Origin of the sequence: Streptomyces sp. NPDC006309 (genome assembly GCF_040613095.1) — a bacterium.
Taxonomy (GTDB): domain Bacteria; phylum Actinomycetota; class Actinomycetes; order Streptomycetales; family Streptomycetaceae; genus Streptomyces.
In genome coordinates this window covers 1-16,377 of the sequence record NZ_JBEXRO010000051.1, presented here as the reverse complement: position 1 = coordinate 16,377, position 16,377 = coordinate 1, and the positions used below count along the sequence as shown (strand labels likewise).

Below are 16,377 nucleotides of genomic sequence, written 5' to 3'. Positions count from 1 at the left end.
ACGACAACTTCGGCGGCGCCTTCCAGGACGGCTACCACCACGCCGTCGGATTCGCCGAGGAGATCCTCCGCCGCAACCTCGACATCTCCTTCCACTGCGAGTTCCGCGTCGACACCGGCCTCATCGACCGGGAGGCGCTGCGCACCCTGCGCAGGGCCGGCATGGACCTGGCCCTCCTCGGCATGGAGACCGGGTCGCCCGGCATGATGAAGCGGTTCCGCAAGGGAACTACCGTGGAGTACAACTTCGACGCCGCCCGCATGTTCAAACAGGAGGGCATCGAACTCGAACCCGGCTGGATCATGATCGAGCCGGGTACGACCCTCGACGAACTCTGGGAGAACCTGAAGTTCATCGTGGCCGCCCGGGTGCACGAGAGCGAGAACCCGTTCTTCCTGATCAACCGGGCCATCGCGCTCCGGGGCACCGAGATCTACGAGAAGGCCACACGGTACGAGGAGCCCGACATCCCCGGCGTGGAGGGCGCCGCCTGGGAGGTGCTGCGCCACGCCCGCCGCGACTACCGCGTCGAGGACGAACGCGTGGAACACCTGTGGACGGCCTGGAGCCGGGTCTCCTCGGAGATCAACGACCGCAAGGAGAACGAGGTCCCGTTCCTGGCGCAGAGCATCGCGGACGCCGTCCGTGCCCGGCGCGGCACCGGCGCCGAGTCCCTGCGCCCCCTGCTGGGCCGGCTGCGCCGCTGGGACCAGGGGCTCGCCGGGCTCCTCGTCGCCTTCCTCAACGCGGGGCTGCTGCTCGCGGACGAGAACCCGCCGGGGCTCTCGGACCGGCTGGAGACCGAGCTGCGGGCCATGATCGCCGCGTACGACCGCGAACACCTCGGCCACACCTTCCCGGACTTCGTCGTCGAGACGGCGAAGGCGTGCGGCGAGCACGCCCTCGCACAGGTGAGGGGCTGACCGATGACGACCGAGAGAGTCCGGTTCGCGGCCGTGGGCTGCGGAAGGGTGTTCCAGCGCTACCACCTGCCCTGCGCCGACGCCCGGGACGCCATGGAGCTGGTGGGTGTGGTGGACACCGACGTGGAGCGGGCCCGGGCGCTGACGGCGGACCGTCCGCAGGTGTGGACCGGCACCCGCGTCGACCGGCTGGTCCAGGAGACCCGGCCGGACGTGATCAGTGTCTGTACGCCCAACGACGCTCACGCGGAGCCGGTGCTGGCGGCGCTGGACGCCGGCATCGCGGTGCTGTGCGAGAAGCCCCTCGCCGCCACGGTGGAGGAGGCGCGGCGGATGGCGGCCCATCCGGCGGCCGAGAAGCTGCTCGGGGTGAACATGCCCTTCCGCTTCCACCCGCTGCTGGAGGCTTTCGCCGACGTGGCGCGGTCCGGCGCGCAGCGCGTCGACTTCACCATCGCCACTCCCGGCAACAGGGTGTGGCGGGCCTGCACGCCCTGGTACGGCGATGCGCAGCGGGCCGGCGGGGGCGCGCTCCTGGATCTGGGGCCGCACGCCATCGACCTGCTCATGACGGTCTTCGGGCGGTCGGACGTCGTGGCGTGCGAGGTGGACGCGCCGGGCGTCGAGGAGCGGGTCCGGCTGGAGCTGTCGTTCCAGGGCGTGCCGGCGACGCTGCGGATCGACCGGGCCGCGCGCAAACTGGAGACGTCGGTCACCGTCACCACCGCGGACGGTGACCATGTCCTGGATCTGCGCCGCAACGAGCTGCGGCTGGCGGACGGCACGGTCGAGGCGGCCGGACAGCGACCCGAACTGGCCGCGATCTCGGCCTACTTCGACCTGCTGACGGGCGCCGCCACCCCGCACGGAAAGGTGAGCGCCCGGGACGCCCTGGAGGTCCAGCTCGTCGTGGAGTCGGCCTACGAACACGCCAGGGGCGCGAACGGTCCCCTCGTCCAGAGCCGATGAAGGGGGGCCGGTGACGGGGAGCCGGTGACAGGGGTCGTCCGAGGACGCGGGCTCCCGGGTCATCCGAGGAAGCGGGCCACTTCACCGCAGAAGCGCTCGGGTTCGGTGCGATGCACGTAGTGGCCCGCGTCGATGGCCAGCAGCCGCCCCTGCGGCACCGCCTCGGCGACCTCGGCCAGCAGCGACCGGGGCACGGGGCTGGACAACCCTCCGCTGATCACCAGCGTCTCGGCGGTGACCTCCCCGAGCCGCCGCCACCACCCGGGATCCGCCTTCCGGAGGCCGTCGATGACCGGGCGCACCGCGGCGCTGTCCAGCTCCCCCGCCCTGCGCAGCTCGCGGAACTCCCGGTACAGGGAGATGACGGGTGCCCGGTAACCGCTCGACCGCGCCCGCAGCTGCGCCTCGGCCGCCGCGTCCCGCGGGGGCGGCGGCGTGTCCTCGATCACGAGCCTGCGGACTCTGGAGGGGTGGCGCTGGGCGATGAGCCAGGCGACATGGCCGCCCATGGAATGCCCCACCAGATCGACGGCGCCCAGGCGGTGACGATCCAGCAGGGACATCACGTCCCGGTACATCGACTCGAAGGTGTACGCGCCGGCCCTGGGGCTCCGCCCATGTCCTCGGAGGTCCGGTACGAACAACCGGTGGCCTTGGGGCGCCAGCGCGGAGACGAGCCGGTCCCAGCTCCGGCCGGTGTTCCCCAGCGCGTGCAGCAGAACCACCGGTCTGCCCGCCGGATCGCCGGTGACCGGGCAGTCCAACGCCAACGGAGCGTCGTCCGCCTCACCCTGACCCAGCGTCTGACCCGCGTCACGCAGCACGCCGCGATGCTAGCCGCCGACGGCTCTGGGATACAGATGACCCGTGCCGTCCGGCCCCGGGTGTTCCATCGCCAAGAACCCGGTCGAGGATCCGCGCGGACCGGATTCCGGCCGGCCGGGTCGGCGGCCCGGCCGGCCGGAGCCGGTTCCTTCTGTGAGTTCCTCCTGTGGCTCAGGAGCGGCTCAGGAGCGCGTGCTGGCCACGAGGTAGTCCACGATGGCCGTGACCGTCTGCTGATGCCAGACCAGATTGGCCGGGAGCTTGCGCTCCAGGAGCCGTTCCAGCCGGCGGCGGATGACGATCGCCATGACGGAGTCCATCCCCGTTTTCAGCAGTGACCGGTCGGGATCGAGCTCCGCCGGATCCACCTTCATCTCGCTGACGATGACGGAGACCGTCTGCTCGTGCAGCAGAGCCCGGAGCGCGTCCCCGGACAGCTCCCCGAGGCCCCGGGCCCCGGCCGTCTCCTCCCGTGCCGCCCCCGCCGGTTCGTCGTCGGCGATGTCGCGCAGCAGGCCCGGCCGGCGCGCACCGGCCGGGAGCGGCACGGTGCGCAGCACCGCGAGACAGGCGGCGCGGGTCCGGCTGGCGTGTTCCCAGGCGCCGAAGGCCTCGGGCGCCGTGATGTCACCGACCCCATGGGCCTCCAGCTCGGCGTCCACCGCCGCGTTGGCCGCCATGCCCATGCCCCGCCAGGACGTCCACGCCAGACTCATGCTGCCGACGGCACCGAGGGTGTGGTCGTAGGCGGCCATGGCGTCGAGGAACGCGTTGGCGGACGCGTAGGCGGCCTGGCCGGTGAGGCCCAGGTACTGGCCGCACGACGAGAAGTGGACCAGGAAATCGAGGGATCCCGGCGGGAAGAGCCGATGGAGGGTCAGGGCGCCACCGGCCTTCGGCCGCATGACCGCCGTCAGGGCGTCCAGGCCGAGCCGGTCGACGAGCTGGTCCTCCAGCACGCCGGCGGCGTGGACGACCCCACGGATCGGAGGCATGCCCAGAGCGTCCGGGGTCAGGAGGGCCGCCGCCGCCTCGGCGTCGGACAGGTCGACGGACACCACCCGTACGGTCGCCCCGAGAGCCTCGAGCCCGCGAACGGTCTCGATGCGGCGCGCCTGGGCTCCGTCGGTTCCGGCGTCCCACTGCGACCGGGGCGGCAGGGCACCGCGTCCGGCCAGTACGAGGCGACGCGCGCCCCGCTCCACGAGCCACCGGGCGATCTCGCCGCCCAGGCTGCCCAGACCGCCCGTGACGAGATAGGTGGCGTCCTGCCGGCACCGCAGCGGGGCGTGGTCCGCGCCCGCGCCGTGGCGGACCAGCCGGTTCGCCCGGGCCCCGCCCTCGCGGATCGCGACGACGTCCTCGCCCGGGTTCCCGGCGATGACGCCCAGCGCGGTGACGAGGTCGTCCCTCGTGGGCCGCGGGCCGAGATCGAGCGTCCCGCCCCACAGCTCGGGGTGTTCGCCCCCCACGACCCTGCCCAGACCCCACCGCGCCGCCTGGGCCACGGCCTCGAGGCGGTCCGCCTCGCGGACACCGGAGGTCACCGACCAGAGTCTGGCCGTGCCCGGTGGCCATGTGCCGAGCCGCCGCGCCGCACCCGCGAGCAGCCACGCCTCCCGCACGGCACGTTCCCCGGCCTCCTGCCCCGGCCGGTCCGTCAGCGGCAGCAGGATCACGTCCACGGGTCCGGAGACCTGATCGCGCAGGCTTTCGAGACCGTCCGGCTCCTCCGTCGCCAGGCACAGGATTCCCAGGCTCTCGGCCGTGGCCCGGAGTGCCGACGGCAGTCCTCCGTCAGCGCCGACCAGCACCAGCGGGCGAGAGACGGTGGAGCCGTCGAGGGGCAGCGGCGCCCAGTCCGTCCGGAACAGCAGTTCCCCGGGTGCGCCCGGACGCGTCCCGGCCTCCGCGCCCGCGTACCGCACCCCGGCCAGTACGGCCACGGTCCGCCCGTCGTCCGCGGTGACACGCACGCTCACCGTGCCGCCGGCGTCGGTGACCGGGCCGTCGACGCGTGCCTCGATGCGGGCGCGGGACGGCGGCTCGCCCGTGGCCCACACCCGGCCCACGCCGGCCACGACCCGCAGGGCGGCGGGTCCGGGGAAGGCGACGGCGGCCATGGACAGCGCGGCGTCGAACAACGGGGCCCACAGAGTCGGGGCGGAGCCCGGCCCGTCGTCCGCGACGACGTCCGCGCGCAGCCCCTCCCGGACGCGCTCCAGCCGTTCCACCCGCCAGGGGAAGGCCATGTCCGGCACGCCGACGGAGGCGAGGGCGGTGACGATCCGGTCCGGGGGAAGCCCCGTCCCCGGTCCGGCGGCGGGCGGAAGGGGCGGCGGCGAGGGGTTGCCGGACACGGCGGCCACCGCGTGGGTCAGCCACGGCTGCCCGTCCGCACCCGCGTCACCCGTGCCCGGATCAGCGGCGACGGGATCGTCCGGGCCGGTGGTCCTGGACAGCAGGCGGACCACGCCGTCCTGTGCGATCACGTCGATGTCCCGGGCCGCGGCCAGGGTCAGCGGCAGGTCGAACGACACGTCGGTGAGGCCGTACGGCCTCTCTCCCCGCCCCGCGGCGTCCAGGAACGTCTGGAGGACGACCGCCGCCGGGATGATCTCCACGCCGTGGATGGTGTGGCTGCCCGGATACGGCCGGGACCCCATGTCGACACGGGTGCGCCAGAGGTCCAGCGGCGTGGTCCCGGCCAGGGTGGTACGCGGTCCCAGCACGGTGCGGCTCGCCGTGTCGTGCCGTCCGCGGTCGGCCCTGCGGACCGGCAGGTCGCGCCAGTACCGCTGGCGCCGCCAGCTCCGCGCCGGAAGCGACAGGGGTTCCGCGTCCGGCGCCGGGGGCCGGTCGAAGGCGACGCCGTGGCAGTACAGCGTCCCCGCGTTGGCCAGCAGCTGCTCGCGCTCCCCGGTGTCCCGGCGCAGGGACGCGGCGACGCAGTGCCGGTCGGCCCCAACCGTGTCCAGCGTCTCCTGGACGGAGTGCCGGACCACCGGATGGGCCGACACCTCCAGGAAGGTCCTGAACCCGTCCTCGGCCGCCGCGGCCACCGCCCCGGACAGCCGTACCGGGCTGCGCAGATTGGTCGCCCAGTAGGCGCCGTCGCGGGGAGCCGCGTCGCGCGGGTCGTCCAGCGCGGTGCTGTAGAGAGGGATCCGGGGGGCGTGGACGGTGAGCTCGGCCGCGGCCTCGGCGAGCTCCTTCGTCAAGGGCTCCATCTGCGGGCTGTGGAAGGCCACATCACTGTCGACCCGGCGCACGAGCAGGTCCGGGTCGCCCGCCAGTTCCTGCGCGAGGGCGTCGATCTCCGCCACCGCGCCGGCCACCACGGTCTGCGTGGGCGAGGCGAGGACCGCCGGCACGACGGTGTCGGTGCCGCCCAGCCGGGCGGCGGCCTCGTCGGCGGGCAGGCCGATCATCAGCATGCCGCCCGCGCCGGCCACCCGTCGCAGCAGGACACTGCGGCGGCACACCAGCCGGGCGCCGTCCTCCAGCGACAGGACTCCAGCCGTCACGGCGGCCGCGATCTCGCCCATCGAGTGGCCGATGACGGCCGCGGGCCTCACCCCGAGCGACTGCCAGACGGCGGCCAGACCCATCTGGACCGCGTAGATCATCGTCTGGGCGATGTCCACGCCGGTGACGTCCCCGTCCTCGATCATGCGACGGGCCGTCGCGCCGATCTCCTCGGCGAAGACCGGCCCCATCCTGTCGATCACCTCGGCGAAGACGGTGTCCGTGGCGAGCAGTTCACGGCCCATGCCCTTCCACTGGGCGCCGGTCCCGGAGAACACCCACACCACCCGGTCCCCGCCCTCGCCCGCCACCGTGCCCTCGGCGAGACCGGGTGCGGTGTCGCCGGCGGTACCCGCGGCGAATCGGCGCAGCCTGCTCGCCAGCTCGGCGTGGCCGGCGGCGACGACGGCGACACGGCGTTCCAGGTGGCTGCGCCGGGCCCGGAGATCCTGCTCGAGTGAGGCGAGCGCGACGCCCGCGCCCGGTCCGTCCAGCCAGTCGGCGAGCCGGGCCGCGTCCTCCCGGACGGTCGTCCCGGACCGGCCGGAGAGCCGGAACAGGCGCGGCAGGGCGGGGTCGTCCCGGGACGGGGCGGGCGGCTCGTGCCGTTCCGGTGCCTCCTCCAGGACGACGTGGGCGATGGTGCCGCCGTAGCCGAAGCTGGAGACACCCGCCCGGCGGGGACGGCCGCCACGGGGCCACGGGGTGAGCTCCCGCGTCACCCTGAGCCGTGACTCCTCCCAGGGGATGCGCGGGTTGTGGGCGGAGAAGTGCACGCTGGGCGGGATCTCCTCGTGGACGAGGGCGAGGATCGTCTTGATCATCCCGGCGATCCCCGAGCCGGCCTCCAGGTGCCCGATGTTGCCCTTGACGGAGCCGATGAGGCAGGGGCTGCCCTGCGGCCGGCCCGCGCCGAACACCGCGGCGAGCGCACCGGCCTCCAGCGGGTCGCCCGCGACGGTCCCGGTGCCGTGAGCCTCCACGTAGTCGACGGTGTCCGGGGCGATGCCGCACCGCGTGTACGTCCTGCGCAGCAGGTCCGCCTGTGCTTCGCCGTTGGGCGCCATGATGCCGGCGGTGCGCCCGTCCTGGCTCACGCCGCTGCCTCGGATCACCGCCAGAACGCGGTCTCCCGCCCGCTCGGCGTCCGACAGCCGCTTGAGGACGAGTACGCCCGCGCCCTCACCCCGGCCGTAGCCGTCCGCCGAGGCGTCGAACGGCTTGCTGCGGCCGTCCGGTGAGGTGGCGCCCGCACGGTCCAGGGTCACCGAGAGGCCGGGCGCGACCATGAGGTTCACCCCCGCGGCCAGCGCCACGTCGGACTCCCCGCAGAGCAGGCTCCGGCGGGCCAGGTGGACACCGACGAGCGAGGCCGAGCACGCGGTGTCCACGGCGAGACTGGGGCCGCGCAGGTCGAGGCTGTGGGAGATGCGGTTGGCGGTGGCGCACAGGGCCGCGCCGATGCCGGTCCAGGCCTCGATCCGGGGCAGGTCCTCCAGCAGCCGGCGCCCGTAGTCGTCCGAACCGACGCCCACGAACACGCCGCAGTCACTGCCACCCAGACCGAGGGGCGGGATCCCCGCGTGTTCCAGGGCCTCCCAGGCCAGCTCCAGCAGCAGCCGCTGCTGCGGGTCCATCAGCTCGGCCTCACGCGGCGAGATACCGAAGAACTCCGCGTCGAAACCGGCGATGTCGGTGAGGAAGCCGCCCCGGCTCGTGGTGTCCCGTACGACGGTCGCGTGCTCCTGCCCGGTGTCCGCGTACGGCGCCCAGCGCTCCGCTCCGTCGCCGACGCCGTCCCGGCCCTGGACGAGGAGCTCCCAGAAGGCGTCGGGAGAATCGGCGTCACCGGGGTACCGGCAGCTCAGCCCGATGACGGCGATGGGCTCCTCACGCCCGGCGGCCTCCTCCTCCGAGGCTCCCGGACTCGTCACCCCCGGCCCCCTTCAGCGCCCGCGGCGCGCCGGACGGGATGCTCCAGCACGGTGACCACCGCGGCGGTGACCATGAGTCCGGGTCCGGCGCTCAGCAGGAGGAGGTGGTCTCCGATGCTCACCTGCCCGCCCTCGACGAGGTGGTTGAGCTGGAGCCCGACGTCGGCGGCGCCCGCGTGCCCCGTGTCGCGGAAGAAGTCCACGTCGCCCAGCGACGCGTCCAGGCCCATCGGCCGCAGGTGGCTGTCGAGGAAGTCGGCGGTGCCCGCCCCGAGATGGAGCACCTTCGACAGGTCCGCCACGGAGATGCCCGCCTCGCCCGTCACCTGCTCGATCAGCTTCGCACCGCTCGCGGCGTACTCCTGACCGATCTCGGACGCCTTCGGGCCCAGCTCCTCGACCATCGCCTCCAGGTGCTCGTTCATGTCGAGCTTCCGGCCGGTGGTGACCGCCGGGGGAAAGATCGGATCGTGCCCGCGGTTGAGGATCTCGAACTGGGGAAGCGACACCGACTCGATGGAGCGCAGTGCGGCCCAGCCGGACCGCTTCGACAGGACGACCGCGGCGGCCGCGTCGGCGAGCACCGCGTCACGGTGCGCGTACCACCGGTCCACCGAGGGGGCGCCGAAGTTGTCCGCGCTGCTCACCACGGCGCCGTTGCGGGACGGCGCGCACAGCAGGTACTGGGCCGCCATCTCCAGGGCGGCGAGGAACGCGTTGCATCCCTGCTCCACCGTCAGCGCCGGGATCGGGGAGTCGAGGGTGGAGCGCAGGATGTAGTGCGGCGCCGACCAGCCGTCGGGACCCTGGTGGTAGGCGCAGGAGTGGATGAGGATGTCGATGTCGTCCGCGCCGAGGCCCGAACGGTCCACCGCCTGCCGGACGGCCGCCACCGCCATGTCCGGCGCGGACGTGCCGTCGGCCACGGCGATGTTCCGCCACCCGCAGGCATCCATCCGTTCCCTGTCGTACGCGCCGCGCCGGACCGCCTCCTCCACGCTCACCCTGGGCGGAATGTACGCCCCGGTCCCGGCCAGGAAGATGTTGTCAGTTCTCACTCTCACGGTTCCTTAACTGACCGGTCCGTGGCCTGATGACCTTTCCGGTCTCGGTGGTCGGCAGTTCCGCCACGGAGGCGAAGGCATGGGGGACGCAGGAGGGCGACAGCCGCTCGCGGCAGAAGCGGTCCAGCTTGCCGAGGTCGACCGTGCCGGGTGTCACCGTCGCGCTGATCCGCTGTCCGAGCACCGGATCGTCCACCCCGGACACCAGACATGAGGCGACGTCCGGGAAGGCGAGCAGGACGGCCTCGATCTCCTCGGGGCTGACCTTGGCGCCCGCGACGTTGATGCTGGTGGACAGGCGCCCGGCGAGGACGAGTTCCCGCCCTTCCCATCGGGCCAGGTCGCCCGTGGTGAATCCGTCCCGCAGCGGGGTCGCGTCGACGCTCTCCCCGTCGGCGTAACCGAGCATCATCGACGGCGAGGTGACGGTCACCAGCCCCGGCACGGCTTGCCCCTGCACGGCTTGTCCCGGCACGGCTTGTCCCGGCACCGCGGTGGAGACGTCGGCACCGTCCCCTGCGGCCTCCGGGACCGGGGACAGCCGGACCTCCACCCCGGGCAGGGGCGCACCGGGTCCAAAGGTGCCCGGCTGCCACGGGGCGGGGCTGCTCACGCAGATCGGCCCGGTCTCCGTGGTCCCGTAGACCTGGCCGACATGCCCGCCCAGCCGGGTCGCGACGAGTTCGGCGGTGTGCGCGTCCAGCGCCATGCCGGCGGAGAGGAACCCGACCGTACGGCCGTCGTGCGGCAGGACGCGGGCGGCCTTGGCGAGCAGGCGCAGCATGGGGGGCACACCGACGAACAGCGTCACGTCGCCGGCCGCGAGCTCGCGCAGCAGCAGGCGCGGCTTGTCGGGCGTCAGATAGCGGACATGCGCTCCCGCCAGGGTCGCGGCGACGGCGCACAGCCCGAAGCCGTACGCGTGCTGGAGGGGTACGGGACACAGCAGCCGGCTCTCCGGGCCCAGCCCCAGGGCCGTACGGTAGCTCTCCGCCTCGGCCAGCAGGGCGGCGGCGGAGCGCAGCGCGACCTGGGGGTACCCGGTGGTGCCCGACGTGATCTGTGCCGTCGCCGCCTCCTCGAAGGCGTGGTGCCGCGCTGCTCGCCGGCCGGGTTCCCGGACCCCGCTCAGCGTCCGTACGCCCTGCTGCGCGGCCGTGACCGGCAGGGCCAGCGGCGACTCGTGCGGGGCCGAGAGGAAGTCGAGTGCGCAGCGGTCCCGGATCCGCCGGAGCTCCCACGGTGTCGTCCGGCGCGAGAGCGGAACGGCGGCCGCCCCGGCGGAAATGATCGCGAACACGTCGCTGACGAACTCGGCCGCGGGCCAGGCGACGGTTCCCACGAGGGTGCCCGGCCCGGCGCCCGCCTCACGTAAGGCACGGGCCTTGGCGTCCACTCGTTCGGCCAACCGGCCGGCGCTGGTGGTCCCGGAGGCGTCGCTGAGCAGCGGCCTGTCCCCCGGACGGGCGCCCTGCTCGTACAGCAGGGAGAGCAGCTTCGCGCGCGCGGCGGTCATCCGAGTTCGGTCAGCCCGCGTCGCAGTGCCCCCGCCGCCTTGTCCAGGACGTCCCCGGTGTGCGCGGTGCTCAGGAACCACGGTTCCAGCGCGTTGGGATGGAAGTAGACGCCCTCCCTCTGGGCCAGGACCTGGAGCCGGCGGTGCCGGGAGAAGTCGATGGCCTCGGTGAGATCGCGCAGCGTGTCGTTCTTCTCCAGCGGCTTCTTGAGCAGGGCCACGCACATCAGGGTGCCGACCCGGTTGATGTGCACGGGTCGCTTCTCCGCGGCGAAGACCTCGCGCAGGGCGTTCTCCGCACCGGCGCCGACGCTCTCCAACTCGTCATAGAGGCCGGGCAGTGCGCGGATCTTGGTCAGCATGGTGACGACCGCGCGGAGGGCGGCGTGGTTCCCGGCGTAGACGCCGGCGTGGTACGCCTCGTTCGTGGCGAGCATCCGCATCGCGTTCTTGCGTCCGCCGAAGGCGGCGACGGGGAATCCGCCGCCCATCACCTTGGACAGGACCGTGAGGTCGGGCTCGACGCCGTAGAACTCCTGAGCGCCTCCGCGGGCGACCCGGAAGCCGGTGATCACCTCGTCGAAGATCAGCATGGCACCGCTGCGAGAGGTGAGGTCGCGCAGCAGCTCCAGGAAGCCGGGTACCGGGGGGATCACACCGGCATTGGTCAGGACCGGCTCCAGGATGACGGCCGCGATCCGGCCGCCGTCGCGCGCGAAGAGCTCCTTGACGGCCTCGGCGTCGTTCCACGGCAGCTGCGCGGTGTGGGCGAGCGCCTCGGGGATCATGCCGGGCGCGCCGGGGACGACGTCCGTCGGCCGAGCGCCTTTTATCTGGAACGTGGTCTTGCTGCCCGCCCGCAGGACGGTCTCGCTCCAGCCGTGGTAGTGCCCGTCGAAGGTGACCACCAGTGAGCGCCCCGTGGTGGCGCGGGCGAGCCGCAGCACGGAGGCGACCGCCTCCGTACCGGAATTGGCGAACCTGACCTGCTCGACGCCCGGAACCAGTTCGGCGATGAGGGATCCGGCCTCGGCGTCCAGCTCGTGCGGCAGGCCGGTCATATGGCCCTTGGTGAACTGGTCGGCCACCGCATCGGCCACATCGCGGTCGGCGTAACCGAAGAGGTGGGGGCCATAGCCCATGTTGAAGTCCACGAGCTCGTTGTCTTCGACATCCCGGAGCAGGCAGCCGTCGGCGCGCCGCACGACGAGTGGCACGGGGACGGCCGCCGCCCGCATACTGCTGCTGACGCCGCCGGCGACGACCTCCTTGATGCTTTCCAGACAATCAGCATTCGTCCGACGTTCTGCGTCCATGGCACCCACTGAATACCTCCGGCTTCGTCGGCCTGATCCGGCATCACAGAATGCCCCAGGGCTTTCGCGGCCAACAACGGTGATTGCCGGAATGGCCGGATAACGGGGGTGATCGGCCCGTCTTGAGTGGCAGGATCGAACGGGTGATCAGCCGCGCTGCGGAAGGGGAATGTGATGTCGTCTCGGGGCGTCGCCGTGGTCACGGGGGCGGGATCGGGCCTCGGTGCCGCCATCGCGGTACGGCTGGCCGCGACCCATGATCTGGTGCTGACTCATCTGACGCGCGACTCCGGGTTGGCCGACACCGCCGACCGGGTTTCAGCGGCCGGTGGGGACGTTCTCGCCACGGTCGCCGGGGACCTCACGCACGAGGAGACCGTGGACCGCCTGGGGAAATCCATGGCCGCATGCGCTCAAAGGCTTGACGTCCTCGTGTGCAATGCCGGGGCGTACACATACACGCCATGGCAGGACACCACCTGGGACGACGTACGCAAGGCCCTGGACGTCAATCTCCTCGCGCATATCGCCTGCGCACGCGCCGCCACACCCCATCTGGTGGCGCGCGGAACGGGCCGGATCGTGGCCGTTTCCACAGTGCTCACGCGGGTAGGACGCGTGGAACTCGCCCCCTACATCGCGGCGAAAGGCGGCCTGGAGGCATTCGTCCGCGCCCTGTCCCGTGAACTCGGCCCGCACGGGATCACAGTGAATTCCGTGAGACCGGGTTCCATCGAACTGAATACCGAGCAGAGGTCTCACCCGGATTACCCGTCCTGGCGGCAACGGGAATTCTCCCGGCAATGCATCAAACGGCATGGGCGTCCCGAAGACGTGGCCGCGGCGGTGGCGTTTCTGGCTTCTCCCGAAGCAGGTTTCGTCACCGGCCAGAGTCTGACCGTCGACGGCGGCTGGGACCTAAACTGACCTGCGACGCAGGCCGATCCGAGGACCTCCACGCGAATGGCGTACGCACATGGACAGAACTCCGCTACCCGTGTATGGCTGGTGCGGCATGCGCAATCGCATGCCAGCGTGAAGAGACTGATCGCAGGTTCCCGTACGTGTCCCGGCCTGACGGAGCTGGGCCGGGAACAGGCCGCGCGGCTCACGGCACGACTGGCGGCCGAACCAGCGCGGCCGGACGCGCTGTTGACCAGTCCGGTGCGCAGAGCCCGCGAGACGGCCGAGGTCCTGGCGAGCGGCCTGGGACTCGGGGCACCGGTCGTCGAGAAGCAGGCACGCGAGCTCGACTTCGGGGCGGCCGACGGCCTGTCCATCGACGAGTACCAGCGCGTCCACGGGGCGTTCGACATGACCGCTCACCCCGACCGGCCCTTCGCGCCCGGCGGGGAGACGTGGAACCAGTTCCGGACCCGGGCCGGCCGTGTCGTCAACGGCCTGTTGTCCGGTCACCGCGGCGGTACCGTCGTCGTGGTGTGCCATGCCGGGCTCATCGTCGCGGTGATGTCAGCGCTGCTGGACGTCGTCCCACCGGTGCTGTTCACGGACGCCACACCCGCGGCGACTTCGATCAACGAATTCGTCCACGACGGCTCCCGGTGGGACCTGCTCCGGTTCGACGACGCGAAGCATGTCGACGAGGCCGAATGAGCAGGCCGGGGCCGGGCGGGCGGAGGCCGAGCAGGCAGGGGTGCACGAACCTGTTGACGTAGGGCGGGCGGACCCTGGGCCGTCCTGCGCCGACCAGGCTCCGCGTACAGCCGCAACGGCCCACTGTCCGCAGGACGACGCCCCGACGCCCCAATGCGCTGAGCGAAGGCGTCGGTCTCAGTGCTGCGGGCCGCGCTTGCGTTCCCTCATGTGGCGGCCCAGCGCCTTCTTCTGCTTCCAGTTCCGCAGCATCTCCTCGTTCAGCCGCGCATCGCTCCGGGCGGCGATCCGCTCGTTCTCGCGGAGCAGCTTGTGGTAGTTCTCGAGCCGCCGCAGAGGCAGGGTCCCGTCCTCGGCCGGCCCGCGCACCGCGCATTCGGGCTCCGTCCGGTGCGAACAGTCGTGGAATCGGCAGTCACGGGCAAGGGCCTCGATATCGGTGAAGGCCCGGGCCACGCCACTGTCGGCCTCCCACAGTCCCACTCCGCGCAGCCCCGGTGTGTCGATCAGGACACCGCCGCCCGGCAACGGCAGGAGATCGCGGGTCGTCGTCGTGTGCCGCCCTTTGCCGTCGCCGCCGCGTGTGACGTCGACCCGTTGCACGTCCGCTCCCGTGAGCGCGTTGGCGAGGGTGGACTTGCCGGCACCGGACACCCCGAGCAGAACGGCCGTGCCGCCGCCCTCGCAGTCTCCCCCGCCTCCGCTCCCGCCTCCGCCGCCGATGAGGGTCGCGAGGGCGTCCATGCCCTGCCCCGTGGCCGCGCTGACGGACAGCACGCGCGCTCCGGGGGCCACCTTCCCGGTGTCCTCGGCGAGATAGGAGAGCGTCACCGGGTCGGGGACGAGGTCGGCCTTGGTGAGGACCACCACCGGCTGGCCGCCGCTCTCCCACGCCAGGGAGAGGAAACGCTCGACGCGCCCGAGATCCAACTCGTCGGCGAGTGAGACGGCGATGAGTACCTGGTCGATGTTGGCGGCCAGGACCTGACCGTCGGACCGTTGCGAGGAGACGGCCCGGACGAACGCGGTGCGCCGTGGCAGCAGCGCCCGGACGACTCCCTGGTCCAGGTCGAGGGCCACCCAGTCGCCGGTGCAGGGGTTCCGCACGGGATCGGGCGAGGCCACGGGCCCCGTACCGGCCCGTACGGACGTCACCCGTCCGTCCTCGGCGACGACGGCCTCGCAGCTCCCGCGGTCGACCCGCACGACCCGGCCGGGCCGGAGGCCGTCGGCCTCGTAGGGGCCGAAGTCGGTCGCGAACGCGTCGTTCCAGCCGTAGCGGTGGAGCGGATGTGAGGCAGTGGGTGGGGTCACGCTCGCCCCCTCACGGGGTTCCAGGACAGCGGAACCGGACACGGGTGTACGCGTACGGCCCGCTCAGGCCAACAGTGTAGCCGCCGACACCGCGCGGAGCGCGGGACGCGTGTCCCGGAGCGAGGCACTCGCGGCGCCCGACCGGCCTCTGGCACCCCGTCAGGCAGATCGAACCGCCGACGCCCGTCCTCAACAGCAGGAGGGCTGGTTTTGGTTATCCAACGGCCGGTCCAGCGTTCGGCTTTGCGGCGTCTGCCCCTCTCGGCCGGGGTGGTGTTGCCGCGAACGGCCGTGCCCTGCAATCGGTTCGCTCCCTCGTGCCCGCAGCGCCGATAACGGGCCCAGCCCCTCTGCCACCGGCCTCGGCAGGTGCAGGCGGGTGGCGCTGGAGGCGCCGGCCCGTCCGGGCCGACGCCTCCGACGGCATCGCTCAGCTCAGGATGGGGATCAGGGCGAGGGCGGAGAGCAGGTAGACATGCCTCGCGAGAACCGGGGTGAGTGGTCGCTCCGTGTCTACAGACTGAGTGTGATGGCGGCGGCGATGCCTCCCAGGCCGAGGGCGAAGGCCGCCTCCTTCCAGCCGCCCTTACCCCACCGGAACGGGCGGTCGGCGGCCAGCCGGCCCGGGCCGATGGCTGCGACGGCCAGCGCGACGACGGTGATGCAGACGCTGTATTCCACGCCGCCGTCCGTCTCCCACAGGCCGTGGGCGCCGGTGACCGTGACCATCGCATTGATCATGACGCCGATCAGGGCGGCAGCCGCGAGCGGTGTCAGCAGCCCGAGGGCCAGACCGAGGCCGCCGAGCAACTCGGACAGTCCGCCGATCACGGCGAAGAGTTTCCCCGGGTGGTAGCCCAGGGCCGCGAACCCCTTGCCGGTCGCCGTCAGGCCCGGGCCTCCGAAGAGTCCGAAGACTTTCTGGGCCCCGTGTGCGGCCATCAGCAGTCCGAAGGTGAGTCTGATGAGCAGCAGGCCGAAGTCACCGGCGGTCGTCACGGGCTCGGTGGTGGAATGCGTCACCGGTTCCGCGGAGAAGACGGAATTGTTCAGGATGTGTTTGGTCAACATGGCAATGCTCCGGTCGGAACGCCAGAACGGGCGTTTCCCCCAGCTCGGCCGGACGCCGAGCACCGGTCATGGGTGAGTCGCGCAGTAGGGGGCAGCCCCCGTCCCACCCGACCTTCCGCTGCGGGCAGGGTCGTGCATCGGGGCGGTGGCCCACGGGAACAGGCGGCCGGCCTCGGGTCAGTGGTTCTGGGCCGACCGGTCATCACCATCGGTGTCGGTGTCGGTGGGGCACAGTCGTACGCAGCATTCGCCGGGCTCGGGAGCCAGAACGGCCTGGACCCCGCGGACCTCCAGGCCGGTGAG

11 protein-coding genes are annotated in these 16,377 nt (G+C 72.4%); 4 read left to right on the top strand and 7 right to left on the bottom strand.

Going from position 1 to position 16,377, the window contains the following annotated elements; all coding sequences use genetic code 11:
- Together ABZ117_RS33925 and ABZ117_RS33920 are read left to right on the top strand one after the other, a co-directional pair.
- Positions 1-923, top strand: a 923-nt coding sequence (locus ABZ117_RS33925) for a radical SAM protein (protein ID WP_356826606.1), incomplete at its 5' end; no start/stop codon positions are given.
- Positions 924-926: 3 nt separating this feature from the next.
- Positions 927-1,892, top strand: a complete 966-nt coding sequence (locus tag ABZ117_RS33920; RefSeq protein WP_356826604.1) for a Gfo/Idh/MocA family oxidoreductase — start codon at positions 927-929, stop codon at positions 1,890-1,892.
- Between the two features lie 59 nt (positions 1,893-1,951).
- Here the strand turns inward: ABZ117_RS33920 and ABZ117_RS33915 are convergent, their stop codons facing one another.
- From ABZ117_RS33915 to ABZ117_RS33895, 5 genes are all read right to left on the bottom strand, one after another.
- On the bottom strand, positions 1,952-2,716 hold the full coding sequence (locus tag ABZ117_RS33915) for an alpha/beta hydrolase (protein WP_356826602.1): 765 nt from the start codon (positions 2,714-2,716) through the stop codon (positions 1,952-1,954).
- A gap of 183 nt (positions 2,717-2,899) precedes the next feature.
- Positions 2,900-8,179 carry a type I polyketide synthase gene (locus ABZ117_RS33910; protein WP_356826600.1) on the bottom strand — a complete coding sequence of 1,760 codons (5,280 nt, stop codon included), beginning with the start codon at positions 8,177-8,179 and terminating at the stop codon, positions 2,900-2,902.
- Complete coding sequence (locus tag ABZ117_RS33905; RefSeq protein ID WP_356826598.1) at positions 8,176-9,237, bottom strand: ketoacyl-ACP synthase III family protein; 1,062 nt, start codon at positions 9,235-9,237, stop codon at positions 8,176-8,178. The genes ABZ117_RS33910 and ABZ117_RS33905 overlap by 4 nt, the downstream gene beginning before the upstream one ends.
- Positions 9,227-10,759, bottom strand: coding sequence for a class I adenylate-forming enzyme family protein (locus ABZ117_RS33900; protein ID WP_356826596.1), 1,533 nt, complete (start codon positions 10,757-10,759; stop codon positions 9,227-9,229). Before ABZ117_RS33900 ends, ABZ117_RS33905 begins: the two co-directional genes overlap by 11 nt.
- Positions 10,756-12,075: an aminotransferase class III-fold pyridoxal phosphate-dependent enzyme gene (locus tag ABZ117_RS33895; protein ID WP_356826594.1), complete on the bottom strand. Its 1,320-nt coding sequence runs from the start codon at positions 12,073-12,075 to the stop codon at positions 10,756-10,758. The genes ABZ117_RS33900 and ABZ117_RS33895 overlap by 4 nt, the downstream gene beginning before the upstream one ends.
- A gap of 174 nt (positions 12,076-12,249) precedes the next feature.
- Here ABZ117_RS33895 and ABZ117_RS33890 point away from each other — a divergent pair, with 174 nt between their 5' ends.
- Both ABZ117_RS33890 and ABZ117_RS33885 read left to right on the top strand, forming a co-directional pair.
- Positions 12,250-13,002: an SDR family oxidoreductase gene (locus tag ABZ117_RS33890; protein ID WP_356826592.1), complete on the top strand. Its 753-nt coding sequence runs from the start codon at positions 12,250-12,252 to the stop codon at positions 13,000-13,002.
- 36 nt (positions 13,003-13,038) lie between these two features.
- A complete protein-coding gene (locus ABZ117_RS33885; protein ID WP_356826590.1) occupies positions 13,039-13,689 on the top strand; it encodes a histidine phosphatase family protein in 651 nt (216 codons plus the stop codon).
- A gap of 177 nt (positions 13,690-13,866) precedes the next feature.
- On the opposite strand, the gene rsgA is transcribed toward ABZ117_RS33885, so the two are convergent.
- A complete protein-coding gene (gene rsgA, locus ABZ117_RS33880; RefSeq protein ID WP_356826588.1) occupies positions 13,867-15,003 on the bottom strand; it encodes a ribosome small subunit-dependent GTPase A in 1,137 nt (378 codons plus the stop codon).
- A gap of 513 nt (positions 15,004-15,516) precedes the next feature.
- Entirely contained in the window at positions 15,517-16,074 is a 558-nt protein-coding gene (locus ABZ117_RS33875; protein WP_356826586.1) for a DoxX family protein, read from the bottom strand.
- Positions 16,075-16,377: the final 303 nt, after the last annotated feature.